The 13,743-nt window shown below is 63.3% G+C and carries 13 protein-coding genes; 8 read left to right on the top strand and 5 right to left on the bottom strand.

Going from position 1 to position 13,743, the window contains the following annotated elements; genetic code table 11:
* The first annotated feature begins 11 nt into the window (after positions 1-11).
* The 3 genes from G8O24_RS07285 (at position 12) to rocD (ending at position 3,345) form a co-directional block, all read left to right on the top strand.
* On the top strand, positions 12-1,232 hold the full coding sequence (locus G8O24_RS07285) for a cytochrome P450 (RefSeq protein ID WP_188097886.1): 1,221 nt from the start codon (positions 12-14) through the stop codon (positions 1,230-1,232).
* Positions 1,233-1,238: 6 nt separating this feature from the next.
* Complete coding sequence (locus tag G8O24_RS07290) at positions 1,239-1,916, top strand: potassium channel family protein (protein WP_188097888.1); 678 nt, start codon at positions 1,239-1,241, stop codon at positions 1,914-1,916.
* Positions 1,917-2,130: 214 nt separating this feature from the next.
* Positions 2,131-3,345 carry an ornithine--oxo-acid transaminase gene (gene rocD, locus G8O24_RS07295; protein WP_188097889.1) on the top strand — a complete coding sequence of 405 codons (1,215 nt, stop codon included), beginning with the start codon at positions 2,131-2,133 and terminating at the stop codon, positions 3,343-3,345.
* Positions 3,346-3,478: 133 nt separating this feature from the next.
* Here the strand turns inward: rocD and G8O24_RS07300 are convergent, their stop codons facing one another.
* Positions 3,479-4,276: an IclR family transcriptional regulator gene (locus G8O24_RS07300; protein ID WP_188097892.1), complete on the bottom strand. Its 798-nt coding sequence runs from the start codon at positions 4,274-4,276 to the stop codon at positions 3,479-3,481.
* A gap of 177 nt (positions 4,277-4,453) precedes the next feature.
* Between G8O24_RS07300 and G8O24_RS07305 the strand changes: the two genes are divergently transcribed.
* From G8O24_RS07305 to G8O24_RS07325, 5 genes are all read left to right on the top strand, one after another.
* On the top strand, positions 4,454-5,614 hold the full coding sequence (locus G8O24_RS07305) for an aminotransferase class V-fold PLP-dependent enzyme (RefSeq protein WP_188097894.1): 1,161 nt from the start codon (positions 4,454-4,456) through the stop codon (positions 5,612-5,614).
* A gap of 16 nt (positions 5,615-5,630) precedes the next feature.
* On the top strand, positions 5,631-6,533 hold the full coding sequence (locus G8O24_RS07310) for an amino acid ABC transporter substrate-binding protein (RefSeq protein WP_188097896.1): 903 nt from the start codon (positions 5,631-5,633) through the stop codon (positions 6,531-6,533).
* A gap of 67 nt (positions 6,534-6,600) precedes the next feature.
* Positions 6,601-7,395, top strand: coding sequence for an amino acid ABC transporter permease (locus tag G8O24_RS07315; protein WP_188097898.1), 795 nt, complete (start codon positions 6,601-6,603; stop codon positions 7,393-7,395).
* On the top strand, positions 7,392-8,087 hold the full coding sequence (locus G8O24_RS07320; protein ID WP_188097900.1) for an amino acid ABC transporter permease: 696 nt from the start codon (positions 7,392-7,394) through the stop codon (positions 8,085-8,087). Before G8O24_RS07315 ends, G8O24_RS07320 begins: the two co-directional genes overlap by 4 nt.
* 22 nt (positions 8,088-8,109) lie before the next feature.
* Complete coding sequence (locus G8O24_RS07325; protein ID WP_188097902.1) at positions 8,110-8,880, top strand: amino acid ABC transporter ATP-binding protein; 771 nt, start codon at positions 8,110-8,112, stop codon at positions 8,878-8,880.
* A gap of 23 nt (positions 8,881-8,903) precedes the next feature.
* On the opposite strand, the gene G8O24_RS07330 is transcribed toward G8O24_RS07325, so the two are convergent.
* The 4 genes from G8O24_RS07330 to G8O24_RS07345 form a co-directional block, all read right to left on the bottom strand.
* Positions 8,904-9,767: a sugar phosphate isomerase/epimerase family protein gene (locus tag G8O24_RS07330; protein ID WP_188097904.1), complete on the bottom strand. Its 864-nt coding sequence runs from the start codon at positions 9,765-9,767 to the stop codon at positions 8,904-8,906.
* On the bottom strand, positions 9,767-10,957 hold the full coding sequence (locus G8O24_RS07335) for a dihydrodipicolinate synthase family protein (RefSeq protein ID WP_188097905.1): 1,191 nt from the start codon (positions 10,955-10,957) through the stop codon (positions 9,767-9,769). Before G8O24_RS07335 ends, G8O24_RS07330 begins: the two co-directional genes overlap by 1 nt.
* Positions 10,958-11,074: 117 nt before the next feature.
* Positions 11,075-12,226 (bottom strand): Gfo/Idh/MocA family protein, encoded by a 1,152-nt coding sequence (locus G8O24_RS07340; protein WP_188097907.1) that lies wholly within the window; start codon positions 12,224-12,226, stop codon positions 11,075-11,077.
* A complete protein-coding gene (locus G8O24_RS07345; RefSeq protein ID WP_244645771.1) occupies positions 12,223-13,728 on the bottom strand; it encodes an enolase-like domain-containing protein in 1,506 nt (501 codons plus the stop codon). Before G8O24_RS07345 ends, G8O24_RS07340 begins: the two co-directional genes overlap by 4 nt.
* Positions 13,729-13,743 lie beyond the last annotated feature (15 nt).

The raw sequence follows: 13,743 nt of genomic DNA on the forward strand, positions 1-13,743 counted from the left end.
AGTATAACGGGATGAACGCAGATGCGAAGGAACTGGCGGCGAGCTTTGACCTCGAGAGGCTGACGCCTGAGTTCTACGAAAACCCCTATCCGACCTATCGTGCACTGCGGGAGAACGAACCGGTCAAGCGGCTTGCGAGCGGCACCGTGTTCCTGACGCGCTACGACGACCTCGTCACCACCTACAAGAACACCAAATCGTTCAGCTCGGACAAGAAGCGCGAGTTCGCGCCGAAATACGGCGACACGCCACTCTACGAGCACCACACCACCAGCCTCGTCTTCAACGATCCGCCGGCCCACACCCGCGTGCGGCGCCTGATCATGGGCGCGCTGTCGCCGCGCGCGATCGCCGGCATGGAGGGTGACCTCGTCAGGCTGGTCGACGCCCTGCTCGACGCCATCGCCGCCAAGGGACATTGCGAGCTGATCGAGGATTTTGCCGCCTCCATCCCGATCGAGGTGATCGGCAATCTGCTCGACGTCCCCCATGCCGAGCGCGCGCCACTGCGTGACTGGTCGCTGGCAATTCTCGGGGCGCTCGAGCCGGTCGTCTCGCCGGAGGCCGCCGCGCGGGGCAACAAGGCGGTGACGGACTTCCTCGGCTATCTCGAGACGCTGGTCGCGCGCCGGCGGCAAAGGCCCGGAAATCCTGATCGTGACGTGCTGACACGCCTGATCCTAGGCGAAGAAAGCGGCGAGCGGCTGACGGAGAAGGAGCTGCTGCACAATTGCATCTTCCTGCTCAACGCCGGCCACGAGACCACCACCAATCTGATCGGCAATGGCCTCGTCGCGCTGGATCGAAACCCGGACCAGAAGCAGCGGCTGATCGACAATCCTGACATGATCAAGTCCGCCGTCGAGGAGATGCTGCGTTACGAAAGCTCTAACCAGCTCGGCAACCGCATGACGACCGAACCGGTCGAGCTCGGCGGGATCACGCTGGAAGCGGGCACGTCGGTGACGCTGTGCATTGGAGCAGCCAACCGCGACCCAGCGCAGTTTCCCGACCCCGAACGTTTCGACGTCGCACGCACGCCGAACCGGCATCTCGCCTTTGCCACCGGCGCGCATCAATGCGCCGGCATGGCGCTGGCGCGGCTCGAAGGCGCGATCGCAATCTCGCGGTTCCTGGCACGCTTCCCCAACTACGCCGTGAGCGACCGGCCGGTGCGCGGCGGCCGGGTCCGGTTCCGCGGCTTCCTGAGCGTCCCCTGCTCGATCGGCTGAGGCGTCATGAAGATCGATCAACTGCGCGAACGCTGGGCCGATCCGGCCCTGACGGTGCTGACAGGGCTGCTGCTCATCATGATGTTCGTGGTCGCGCCCTTGCAGGCGCTCGGGCTCTTTGCATTCCAGGTCACCGAGCTCGTGCTGGCGCTGCTGCTGGTCTGCGGCATCTTCGTGATCTCGGGCAGTCCGGTCGCCGTGATCGCCATGCTGATCGCGCTCGGCATGATCGTGACCGGCGCGGTCCTGCGGATCAAGTCGCCATCCATTCTCGACCTCAACCTGTTTGCCGGTTCATGGTTCATCGTGGGAACGACGATGGCCTGGGCGGTGGCGCGCCAGACCTTTGCGCCGGGACGCGTGACCTATCACCGCGTGATCGGCGCCGTGCTGCTGTATCTGGCGGTCGCGGTGATCTTCTCCGCGCTTTACGTCTTCATCGGCTCGCTGGATCCGGTCGCCTTCGTCAGCATGAAGGTGACGGACAGTCCGAGGCTCGCGAGCGACGTCATCTATTTCAGCTTCGCGACCATGACCACGACCGGCTATGGTGACGTCGCCCCGCTTCACCCCGTCGCGCGCAGCCTGTGCAACATGGAAGCGATCTTCGGCCAGCTCTATCCGGCGACATTGCTGGCGCGATTGGTCACGCTCGAGATCGAGCATCGCAGGCAGGACTCCTGACATCGCCCCTGCGAGCCAAAAAGGCGAAAACAACCCCATGCACAGTAGCCGGTGCTCGGCGGGGATACCCCCCTGTGGCTCCGCAGAACCGTTTGGCAAGTCGACGAATATCGCCCGTCCGAAGACTTCCGGGCAGACAGGCTGATATCCACATCAAGTTGAGCGCGGCCGGCGCAGTCGGTCCACGCCGGCGCGCAGCCATGGAGTGACGAAGATGGGCTCTTCGGTCATTGATTTCCTCGCGACGGAACGGCGCCTTGGCACCCACAATTACGAACCGATCGGGGTCGTCCTGTCGCGCGGCGAAGGTGTCTGGGTCTGGGATACCGAAGGCAACCGCTATCTCGATTGCCTCTCCGCCTATTCCGCGGTCAGCCAGGGCCACTGCCACCCCAAGATCCTGGCGGCGATGCTGGAGCAGGCCCACCGGCTGACCCTCACCTCGCGCGCCTTCCACAACGATCAGCTCGCTCCATTCTACGAAGAGATCGCGGCACTGACCGGCTCCCACAAGGTGCTGCCGATGAACAGCGGCGCCGAGGCGGTCGAAAGCGCGATCAAGTCGGTGCGCAAATGGGGCTATGAGGTGAAGGGCGTCCCTGATGGCCAGGCCGAGATCATCGTCTGCGCCGACAATTTCCACGGACGCACATTGGGCATCGTCGGCTTTTCGACCGACCCCGAGACCCGCAAGCACTTCGGACCGTTCGCGCCGGGCTTCAAGATCATCCCGTTCGGCGACGCGGCTGCCCTCGCAGCCGCGATCACGCCAAACACCGTCGCCTTCCTGGTCGAGCCGATCCAGGGCGAGGCCGGCGTCATCATTCCCCCTTCAGGCTATTTCACTGAGGTGCGCCAGCTCTGCACCGCCAACAACGTGATGCTGGTGCTCGACGAGATCCAGACCGGGCTCGGCCGCACCGGCAAGCTGCTGGCCGAGCAGCATGAGGGCATCGAGGCAGACGTGACGCTGCTCGGCAAGGCCTTGTCCGGCGGCTTCTATCCGGTGTCGGCCGTGCTCTCGAACAATGAAGTGCTCGGCACCTTCAGGCCCGGGCAGCACGGCTCGACCTTCGGCGGCAACCCGCTGGCCTGCGCGGTGGCGCGCGCCGCCATGCGCGTGCTGGTCGAGGAAGGCATGATCGAGAACGCGGCCAAGCAGGGCGCGCGCTTTTTGGAAGGCCTGAAAGACATCCGCGCCAACACCATCCGCGAGGTGCGCGGGCGCGGCTTGATGCTGGCGGTCGAGCTGCATCCCGAAGCCGGCCGCGCCCGCCGCTACTGCGAGGCGCTCCAGGCCGAGGGCATCCTCGCCAAGGACACCCATGAGCACACCATCCGCATCGCCCCGCCGCTGGTGATCACCAGTGACCAGGTCGACTGGGCGCTGGAGCGCTTCGCCGCGACCCTGACGCAGGATTTCTCGTGAGACGGCTTGCGTGGGAGGATTGCGGCGCGGCGGCGGCCAATGGCAGTAGGTTCTCCTAATCCCCGTTACGCCCTGGTAGCGATTGAATTCCGCACCGAGGCGCAACCACGCATGGGCCATAAGCAGACGACGCTCACAGCTCGCCCCCCTCGTCATCAGCCTGGAGGATCGTTTCCGACAAGAGCGCTGCGGCTTTCTGCAGCGGGCCTATGAACCCGTCCAATTGGGCGAAGCTCACCCGCGCTACAGGGACGGAGACGCCCAGGCATGCGATCAGTTCACGATCCGGAGAGAGAATAGGGACGGCGCAGCCAACGACCCCTCTCACATACTCCTCGTTGGTCTTGGCCCAACTCCGTTTGCGTGTCTCCTCGAGGACCTTCAGCAGGCTCTCGACGTCCACGATCGTTGTTTCGGTATATCGGGTTAGAGCGAGTGCGCGGCACAACTTCTCACGCACTCGTTCCGGTAATCGGCTCATGTAAATTTTGCCGGTGGACGTGCAGTGCAGTGGCGCCGCCTCACCGGGATTGAATTGGAGACCTTGCTGCTGCGATACGCGCACGCTGTCGACATATGCCACCGTGTTGTCGCGCACCACGCCGATCTCGCACTGCTCCCCGATCTCGGCGGCAACCCCGCGCAGCACGGCATGCCGACGGGCGGTGCGGAAAGCCGCGCCGATGACTTTCGCAGACAACGTGACGAGCTGATTGCCGACCACATAGCGCTTCGTACCGAGGGCCTTCTGAACAAGTCCGCGCTCCTCGAGGTTTCCGACCAGCCGGTGCGCGGTCGGCAGCGGCAGCGCTAACGCACTGGCGATCTCAGCAACCGAGACGGCCTTGGTCTGCCCCGCGACATAGCCAACAATCGCAAAGGCACGATCGAGTGGTCCGTCACTCCTTAGCTCGGTCTTCGCGTCCGTCATGCCGTGTCCTTTGCTCGTCGCGCGCTATTATTATCATTTTTCGGAATGAATGGTATCGTAATTCGACAAATCTTCTGGATTGCGGAACGAAATGCCCATAGCGTTGGCGTTGACGGCAAGTGAATAAATTTTGTGCACCACGTGAGGGGCCGCCGGCTCGCTGAACAGGAGGGTGAAGTGTCAGGTCATTACGACGTTGACGCCGTGCGGAAGGAATTCCCGGCTGCCGAGCGGATCACCTATCTCGACTCCGGCTTCCAGACGCCGCTCGCCCTTCCCGTCAAGGCGGCGATCGACCGCTTCCTCCGCGAAGGCCTGGAGACGGCCGGGCCGAAAAACGTCTGGCTTGATCGCGTCGAAGCAATCCGCGCGAAAGTCGCTCAGTTTCTGGGCGCGTCCGCCGATGAGATCGCCTTCACCAAGAACACCTCGGAGAGCATGAATATCGCCGCGAATGCGCTGCCTCTGCGCGCCGGCGACAAAGTCCTGATGCTCCACGGCGATCATCCGAACAATGCGTATGCGTTCCTAAATCTGCAGCGGAGGGGCGTGACGGTCGAGTTCGTGCCGATGACTGCCATCGTCAACGCCGAGACCATTCGCCCCCATATCGATGCAAACACGCGTGCGATCTCGATGTCGCTGGTGACGTTCCACGCCGGCCACCGCTTCGATGTCGAGAGCATTGGCGCCCTTTGCCGAGAGAAGAATCTCTATTTCATCGTCGACGTGATGCAGGCCATTGGTGTCGTGCCGATCGATGCCAAGGCGATGGGCGCAACCGTCATTGGATCGGGTAGCCACAAGGGATTGCTGGTGCCGCAGGGACTCGGCCTGCTCTATTGGGACAAGGCCAGGACCGAACTCAAGCCCGCCTACCTCGCCGCTGCGAGTCTTGCCGAGATCCCGTCGGATCTCATCGCCCGCCCGGACAAGCTCAAACTCGCCGCGAGCGCGCGCCGTTTCGAGCTCGGCAACTTCAATCTTCCGGCCATTCAGGCGCTCGGCGCCTCGCTCGACATGATCAACGCCATCGGCGTGCAGAACATCCAGAATCACTGCTTCGATCTCGGCGATCATCTGATTGGCCAGCTCGACATGCTCGATATTCGCCTGGTCGGGCCGCGCGAGAGGCGGTACCGCGCGCCGCACATCTATGTCATCGCGCTGCCCGCGGCCGAATGGCTCGGCCATTTCGAAGAGAACAATATCCGGGTCTCGCCGGAGCGCGATGGCATTCGCGTGTCGTTCGGCATGTTCAACACGTTCGCAGACGTCGATCGGCTGATCGACGTCATCCGCCGGCGCGGCGTGAAGCCGTCGCACAGGGCCGCTTAACAGAAGGAGATTGCACATGACGAAGCTTGCGCGTGTCCTCGGTGTCCTGTCCGGCCTCATGGCCACTGGCGCTCTTGCCGGGCCATCGATCGCAGCCGACAGCCCGACGCTTTCCAAGATCAAGTCGAGCGGCGCCATCACCATCGGCCACCGCGAAGCCTCCATTCCATTCTCGTATCTCGGTCCGGATCAAAAGCCGATCGGCTTCTCGCTGGATCTCTGCGCGGCAATCGTCGAGCGCATCAAGACGGAACTCAACCTGCCCAATCTCGCGGTCAACTACACACCGGTGAACTCGTCCAACCGGATTCCACTCATTCAAAGCGGCACGGTCGATATCGAATGCGGCGGCACGGCGAACGACAAGAAGCGGCAGGAACAGGTGTCGTTTTCCGTCACGACCTTCGTCAGCCAGCCGCGCTGGCTGGTCAAGGCCGACAGCGGCGTGAAGACTGCCAGCGACTTGAAGGGCAAGACCATCGTCGTCACGCAGGGCTCCAACGCCATCGGCTTCGCGCAAGCGGCAAATGCGAAGCAGCAACTCGGCCTCAACATCGTCCAGGCCAAGGATCATGCGGAATCCTTCCTGATGCTGAACACCGGCCGCGCAGCCGCCTTCATGGAGGACGACATCCTCCTTGCAGGCCTCAAGGCCGCGGCGCCAAATCCAGACGCGCTGATCTTCCTTCCGGACGGCTATGCCAAGGTCTACTATGGGCTGATGTTCACGAAGGGCGATGCCGGCTTCAAGGCGCTCGTCGACGATGTCCTCTCCAAGCAGATGGCCTCGGGCCAGTTCGAGAAGACCTACACGAAATGGTTCACGAGGCCGATTCCGCCCAAGGGTGAGAACCTCGCATTCCCACTCACCGACGAACTCATGGATCGGATCGCCCATCCCAGTGACGCCGTCGATTGATCGGCCGCGATAGCGGAGACGTTCTCGCACATTGATCCTCCCTCGCAGCTGAAGCCCGAGGTTCGCGATGTTCGGAGTGCTATTTGAGCAGACAGCAGACGGCCAGCGTTACATCGACTGGCTGCTGTCGGGCCTCGGCTGGACGCTGGCGCTGGCGTTCTTCGGCTGGTGGATCGCTTTCGCGGTCGGCCTCGTGGTTGGCATCTCCAGGACCGTCCACAACCCGATCGTCGCGGTGCTGGCACGGCTGTATGTGGAGATCTTCCGCAACATCCCGGTGCTGGTGCAGATGTTCCTCTGGTACTTCGTGCTGCCGGAGGTCCTGCCCACCTCGCTCGGCAATGCCGTCAAGCAGATACCACCGCCCTGGGGATCGTTCTTTCCGGCGCTCGTGTGTCTGGGTCTGTACACGGCCTCACGCGTCGCCGAGCAGGTTCGTGCGGGGATCGAGGCCCTCCCGACAGGGCAATCCGAGGCCGCACAAGCGCTTGGGCTCACGCCCTATCAGACCTACCGCTTCATCATCGTGCCGCAGGCGCTGCGCCTGATCGTGCCGAGCCTGACCAGCGAGGTCATGGGCATCTACAAGAACACGTCGGTCGCCCTGACGATCGGTCTCTTGGAGCTGACCGCACAAGCGCGGCAGATCAGCGAAGCTACGTTCCAGACGTTTACGGCCTTTGGCGCCGCGACGCTTATCTATCTCGCGCTCGCGCTGATCGCCTACCAGGTGATGGCCGCCATCGACAAGGCCGTGCGGATACCGGGCACCACGCCGGCGAAGGGTGCGATCGAGCCGAGCCTAAAGGACGATCTCGAGCAAGTGGGTACCCTGCCCGACGCCATTGAGGTCATGAAATGAACAGTCTCGATTTCTCGATCGTCGTCCAGGCCTGGCCTTATCTGTGGTTGGGATTGGTGTTCTCGCTCGCGCTAACGGCTGCGGCTTTCCTCATCGGCATGATCCTCGGAACTCTGTTCGCGCTCGTCCAGCACTTCGAGGTGCCCGTCGCCGGTAGACTGGTACGCGCCTACATCGCCTTGATCCGCTCAATCCCGCTGATCCTCGTCCTGTTCTGGTTCTTCTTTCTGGTGCCCATCGTGCTCGGTCATCTCAGCGGCACCGGCCGTCCGGTTCCGATCGGCGCCAATTGGACGGCCTTCATCACCTTCGGCCTGTTCGAGGCGGCCTATTATTCCGAGATCATCCGAGTCGGATTGCGCGCGGTGAACCGCGGACAGTTCGAGGCTTGCCAGGCGCTCGCGCTTTCCACCTTCCATACCTACCGCTGCGTGATCCTGCCCCAGGTGCTCCGTGTGGCGAGCCCGATCATCCTGAGCCAGACCATCATCCTGTTCCAGGACACCTCGCTGGTCTACGTGCTGTCGCTGACCGACTTGCTTGGTGCGGCCTCGAAGCTCGCGCAGCTCAATGGGCGCCTGGTCGAGATGTATGTCGTGGTTGCCCTGGTCTATCTCGGCATCAGCTCGGCGGCCTCGCAATGGGTCGCCTCGCTGCGTAAACGCTATGCGATGGCTGGAACACGCCGATAGTCGAAGCCCTTGGGAGACCTAGATGCTGCAGCAGACTGCCGTGAACGTGCCGAGCCGGTCGTCGGCCATTGTCGCCGTGGAAAAGCTGGTGAAGCGGTTTGGCCAATTCACCGCCCTTAACGATGTCAATCTGACCGTCGCCGCCGGCGAGAAGATTGTCCTTTGCGGTCCATCAGGATCCGGCAAATCAACGCTGATCCGCTGCATCAACCACATCGAAAGGCATGATAGCGGCCGGATCGTCGTGACCGGTGTCGAGCTGACGGACCGGATGACCGACATCAACAGCGTTCGCCGCGAGGTCGGGATGGTATTCCAGAGCTTCAATCTGTTCCCGCATCTCTCGATTGTCGAGAACTGCATGCTCGCCCCGATAAAGGTGCGCGGACTATCTCGCAAGGAGGCGCGTGAGCGCGCGATGGGTGTTCTTCGCCGGGTGCGCATCCACGATCAGGCAGACAAGTATCCCGGGCAGCTCTCCGGCGGACAGCAGCAGCGCGTCGCCATCGCGCGTGCCCTCTGCATGCAGCCCAAGGTCATGCTGTTCGATGAGCCGACCTCGGCGCTCGATCCGGAGATGGTCAAGGAGGTGCTCGACACCATGATGGGACTTGCGCGAGACGGCATGACGATGATCTGCGTCACGCACGAAATGGGCTTTGCCCGCGAAGTCGCCGACCGCGTGGTCTTTATGGATCGCGGGACCATCGTCGAGGAAGCCGATCCCGAAACGTTCTTTCGCGCACCGCGCACCGAGCGAGCAAAGGGCTTTCTCCAGCAGATCATTCACTAGGAGAATTCACTGCTCTTTTAGGGCTAAACCACCGTCTTGTGCCGCGCGATGCAGGTGCGCAGCACCTCGTCCATCGGTTTGCTCCACCAGTCGTTGGAGAAGATCTCGATCTCCGAATAGCCGGCAAAGCCCTGCGCCTCGACGGTGGCGCGCACCGATTTGATGTCGATGACGCCGTCGCCCATCATGCCGCGGTCGTTGAGGATGTCTTTTGTCGGCACAAGCCAGTCGCAAACGTGGAAGGCGAGCAGGCGATCCTTGCCGGCGCGCGCGATCTGGGTCATCAACTCCGGGTCCCACCAGATGTGATAGACGTCGAGCGCGACACCGAGCATGCCGCTGCGATCAGGGTCGAGCCGGTCGCAGATGTCGAGCGCCTGCTTCGTCGTGTTCACGCAGGCACGGTCGGCGGCATAGGCCGGATGCAGCGGTTCGATCGCCAGCGGCAGGCTTGCCTGTTTGGCATAGTCGAGCATCTCGGCGAGCGCTTCCTCGACTTGCCCGCGCGCCGCCGCGATGTCCTTCGACGCCTCGCTCCCCGGCCGGGAATATTGCGGCAGGCCGCCGACGACGAGGACGACGCAGGGCGCACCCAGCGCCTTGGCTTCGTCGACGCAGCGCCTGTTATCGTCGCGCACCTCGCCCCGGCGCGAAGCATCCGAGGGAAACATGCCACCGCGGCAATAGCCCGAGAGATCGAGGCCGGCATCGCGCACGGCGCGCACCGCACGGTCGAGTCCGACGGCGGCGACCTGGTCGCGCCAGGGGTCGATGGCGCGGATGCCGTGCCTGGCACAGGCGTCGATGATCTCGACGAGGTCACCCTGCTTGCGCACGGTCGCCGTGTTGAGCGACATCAAGCGATGGCCGGTGGAGAAATCACGCATCAGGGTTCGATACCGTGGGTGGCGAGCACGGTCTTCATCCGCTGCGTCGCGAGTTCGGGATCGGCGAGCAGACCGGCCTTGTCGGCGAGACGGAACAGCTCGGCCAGATGTAACGTCGAGCGCGTGCTCTCCTGGCCGCCGACCATGGTGAAATGGTCCTGGTGGCCGTTCAGATACGCCATGAACACCACGCCGGTCTTGTAGAACCGCGTCGGCGCCTTGAAGATGTGACGCGACAGCGGCACGGTCGGCCCCAGCACGTCGTGGAACCCGGCCTCATCGCCGGCCGCAAGACGCGACAGCGCGTAGGACGCGGCAGGCGCGATGGCATCGAAGATGCCGAGCAGCGCATGCGAAAAGCCTTGTTCGTCGCCGGCGATCAACTCCGCATAGTTGAAATCATCGCCGGTATACATCTTGATGCGCCTGTCGAGGCGACGGCGCATGTCGATCTCGCGCTGCTTGTCGAGCAGCGAGACCTTGACGCCATCGACCTTGGCAGCGTTGTGGTTGATGATGGCCACCGCGACGTCCATCGCCTTGGCGAGGTCCTTGGTGCCCCAATAGCCCGCCAGCGCCGGATCGAACATGTCGCCGAGCCAATGGATGATGACGGGCTCGCGGACCTGCGACAGCACACGGTTGTAGACCTTGGCATAGTCGTCCGCGCCGCGGCCGAGTTTTGCCAGCGCGCGCGAGGCCATCAGGATGATGCGGCCGCCGACCTTCTCGACCGCCGAGATCTGCTCCTCATAGGCGTGGATCACGTCGTCGAGGTTTTTGGCGTCCTCCACGGCGAGATGATCGGTGCCGGCACCGGAGAACACCAGCGCATTGCGCCGCTTGGCGGCGGCGACCGAACGCGTGATCAACTCCAGCGAGGTCGGCCAGTCCAGGCCCATGCCGCGCTGCGCGGTGTCCATGGCCTCGGCAACGCCGAGGCCGAGGTCCCAGACGTGCTCGCGGAAGGCGATGGTCTTGTCCCAGTCGACGGCGACCGACAGCCAGGGATCGTTATCGGCGAAGGGATCGACAACCGTATGCACCGCCGAGAAGGCGATCCGGTTCAGCGGCCCCTCGAGCTTGGCGGGGAACGTGCGCGAGGCAGCGAGCCGATAGGTCTCGATCGAGCGATCGGCCTTGGGCAGTTTCAGCGACAGGGATGACATGGGTTGGACGGGTTTATTCATGGCTTCGAACCTCTCCCCGTCATTGCGAGCGCAGCGAAGCAATCCAGACTGCCTCTGCGGAAAGACTCTGGATTGCTTCGCTGCGCTCGCAATGACGAAATCACTAGCATTGGATTGTCACACCTTGATCGGGGCGACGTCGATCCAGCGCCGTTCCTTCCAGCTCTTCAGCGCGCATTCGGCGAGCTGAACGCCCTTGGCGCCTTCGAGCAGCGTGAACTTGTAGGGCGCATCCTCGTAGACGTGGCGGATGAACATCTCCCATTGCTCCTTGAAGCCGTTGTCGTAGGTGACGTTGTCGGGCAGCTTCTGCCAGTCGCCGTAGAAATCGTGCAGCCGCTTCTCGTCGGGATTCCACACCGGCCGAGGCGTTGCCTGCCGCGCCTGGATCATGCAGTCGGTGAGGCCCGCGACTGCCGAGCCATGGGTGCCGTCGACCTGGAAGGTGACGAGATCGTCGCGATAGACGCGCGTGACCCAGGACATGTTGATGTGGGCGATGACGCCGCCTTCGAGCTGGAAGGTGGCATAGGCGGAATCATCCGCGGTTGCCTTGTAATTCTTGCCCTGCTCGTCGAAGCGCTCGGGGATGTCGGTGTTGCCGATGCAGACCACGCTTCTAACGTTACCAAACAGGTTGTCGAGCACGTAGCGCCAGTGACAGACCATGTCGAGGATGATGCCGCCGCCGTCCTCGCTGCGGTAGTTCCAGGACGGCCGCTGCGCCTCCTGCCAGCCGCCCTCGAACACCCAATAGCCGAACTCGCCGCGCACCGAGAGGATGCGGCCGAAGAAGCCGCTGTCGCGCAGGAAGGCGATCTTCTTCAACCCTGGCAAAAACAGCTTGTCCTGCACGGTGCCGTGCTTGACACCCCTGGCATTGGCGAGCTTCACGACTTCCAGCGCCTCTTCAAAGTTCGTCGCGATCGGCTTCTCGCAATAGACGTGCTTGCCGGCATTGATGGCCTGGGTCAGCAGGCCGGGGCGGGCCTGCGTGGTCGCGGCGTCGAAGAACATGGTGTCGTTTGTGTCCGCGAGCGCGGCGTCGAGATCGGTGGTCCAGCGCGCGATGTTGTAGCGCTTGGCGAGCGCCTCGATCTTGTCGGCGCTGCGGCCGACCAGGATCGGATCTGGCATCACGCGATCGCCGTTCTTCAGGCGAACGCCGCCCTGGTCGCGGATCGCGACGATCGAGCGGATCAGATGCTGGTTGAGCCCCATGCGGCCGGTGACGCCGTTCATGATGAGGCCGAGGCGTTGCGTAGTCATGCCAGATACTCCTGAAGTGATGTTGGCTGTTCGAGCGGGCGGAGCGCCGACCAGTCCGGATGGACCTGTGTCGCAAAGCCCGCACAATGAAGCGATCCCGTCAGGAGATCGCCCTCGTGAATGGAAAGCCGGATGCCGTGCCCGGCGTCGGCATAGAGATCGGGATGCGCGGCGGCAAAGGCCTGCGCTTCTGCGAGAGGCGTCTCGCCAAAGCCGTCGACATAGTGATGGCCGTTGCGCTCGGCGTGAATGACTCCGATGAAGGCGCCCAGCGCAAGGTCCTGCTGCACGGCAAGGCCAGCCTGACAGGTGAGATCCTCGCCGGTGACGAAGAATGTCTCGCCCCTCCCGCTCCATTTTGCCGCGCGCGTCGCGTTGACGATAGACTTGTAGAGCCCCTTGCAGGATTTCGATGAAATGCCGTGATAGCCGAGCGCCCTTGCCGCGGGAAATGCGTCGTAGGAATCGTCGGCCTCGTCGATGATGAGGCCGCGCGCGGCGAGCGAGCCGAGCGGCGATTGCCTGGTGATATCACGTGGCATCGGTTGTTCGATGTAGAGCAATCTCGACGAGATCGAGCGCAGCGCGGGATCACGATCAAGCCGGTCGATGAGCGCCTGAAGCGCGGCAAGATCCGCGTACTGCTCGTTGGCATCGAGCGTCACCTTGGTGTCGCGCCCGAGCCTATCAAGCGCCTTGCCGATGCGCGCCAGCCGCTCAGCATCGACCGACGGATCGCCCCCCAGCTTCAGCTTGAAATAATTCGCGCCTGCGTTCTGTCGGGCATCAGCAACGCCGCCCGCACCTTCGACCCTATCATCGAGTCCAACGGTATGCCTGACCGCGACGCGCGGCAGCGGCTTGCGTCCAGAGAGAAACGCTGCGAGATCCGCATCTTTCAGATCGGGCGAAAGCCGCGCGTCGACACCGGCAATGTTCGCGGCCATTCCGTCGAAGAAACTGGCCTCGACCGCCCGCAGCAGCGCATCGAGGATCGCCTTGTCGATCTCGGCCGGACCATAGGCCGCAGCAAGCGGTGGGATGTTCTTCTTCGCACAGGTCGCGATCTGCGCGCCGATGCAGGAGGCATGCAGATCAAACGCCGTCTGGAATTCGGTCCGCGCCAAGTATAGCCCGCGAGCTATTTCCAGAGAACGGCGCAGGCCATCGACCGTCTGCGCCGGCGACAGCTCCGGCCGCTTGTCGAACCATTTCGGCACCAGCAGCTCGGCGCTGGCGCCGACCGCAGTGCCCTTGTTTGTAGTCTTGCCCTCGACCTCGATCTCGACCCGCACGAACAATTGCGGCGTCGCGTGAAGCGTGATCGCGCCAAAGCGGAACGGCCGCGCGAACTGGACGGGACGTTCGAAGAAGGCGATATCTCGCAGCTTCAGGCGCACGGACCGTGTCCTAGGGATGTCGTCATGCCCGGGCTTGTCCCGGGCATCCACGTTCTTTGTCGCATGGAGCAAGGCGTGGACGGCCGGGACAAGCCCGGCCATGACGCTCTGAAAGCT

This window comes from Bradyrhizobium campsiandrae, assembly GCF_014529705.1.
Classification (GTDB): domain Bacteria; phylum Pseudomonadota; class Alphaproteobacteria; order Rhizobiales; family Xanthobacteraceae; genus Bradyrhizobium; species Bradyrhizobium campsiandrae.

Excerpts from the sequence above, each read along its gene's own strand:
- G8O24_RS07310 (WP_188097896.1), top strand. The coding sequence starts at position 5,631 with ATGACGAAGCTTGCGCGTGTCCTCGGTGTCCTGTCCGGCCTCATGGCC.
- G8O24_RS07290 (WP_188097888.1), top strand. The coding sequence starts at position 1,239 with ATGAAGATCGATCAACTGCGCGAACGCTGGGCCGATCCGGCCCTGACG.
- G8O24_RS07315 (WP_188097898.1), top strand. The coding sequence starts at position 6,601 with ATGTTCGGAGTGCTATTTGAGCAGACAGCAGACGGCCAGCGTTACATC.
- G8O24_RS07345 (WP_244645771.1), bottom strand. The coding sequence starts at position 13,728 with ATGGCCGGGCTTGTCCCGGCCGTCCACGCCTTGCTCCATGCGACAAAG.
- G8O24_RS07330 (WP_188097904.1), bottom strand. The coding sequence starts at position 9,767 with ATGCGTGATTTCTCCACCGGCCATCGCTTGATGTCGCTCAACACGGCG.
- G8O24_RS07320 (WP_188097900.1), top strand. The coding sequence starts at position 7,392 with ATGAACAGTCTCGATTTCTCGATCGTCGTCCAGGCCTGGCCTTATCTG.
- G8O24_RS07300 (WP_188097892.1), bottom strand. The coding sequence starts at position 4,276 with ATGACGGACGCGAAGACCGAGCTAAGGAGTGACGGACCACTCGATCGT.
- G8O24_RS07325 (WP_188097902.1), top strand. The coding sequence starts at position 8,110 with ATGCTGCAGCAGACTGCCGTGAACGTGCCGAGCCGGTCGTCGGCCATT.
- rocD (WP_188097889.1), top strand. The coding sequence starts at position 2,131 with ATGGGCTCTTCGGTCATTGATTTCCTCGCGACGGAACGGCGCCTTGGC.
- G8O24_RS07340 (WP_188097907.1), bottom strand. The coding sequence starts at position 12,226 with ATGACTACGCAACGCCTCGGCCTCATCATGAACGGCGTCACCGGCCGC.
- G8O24_RS07335 (WP_188097905.1), bottom strand. The coding sequence starts at position 10,957 with ATGAATAAACCCGTCCAACCCATGTCATCCCTGTCGCTGAAACTGCCC.
- G8O24_RS07285 (WP_188097886.1), top strand. The coding sequence starts at position 12 with ATGAACGCAGATGCGAAGGAACTGGCGGCGAGCTTTGACCTCGAGAGG.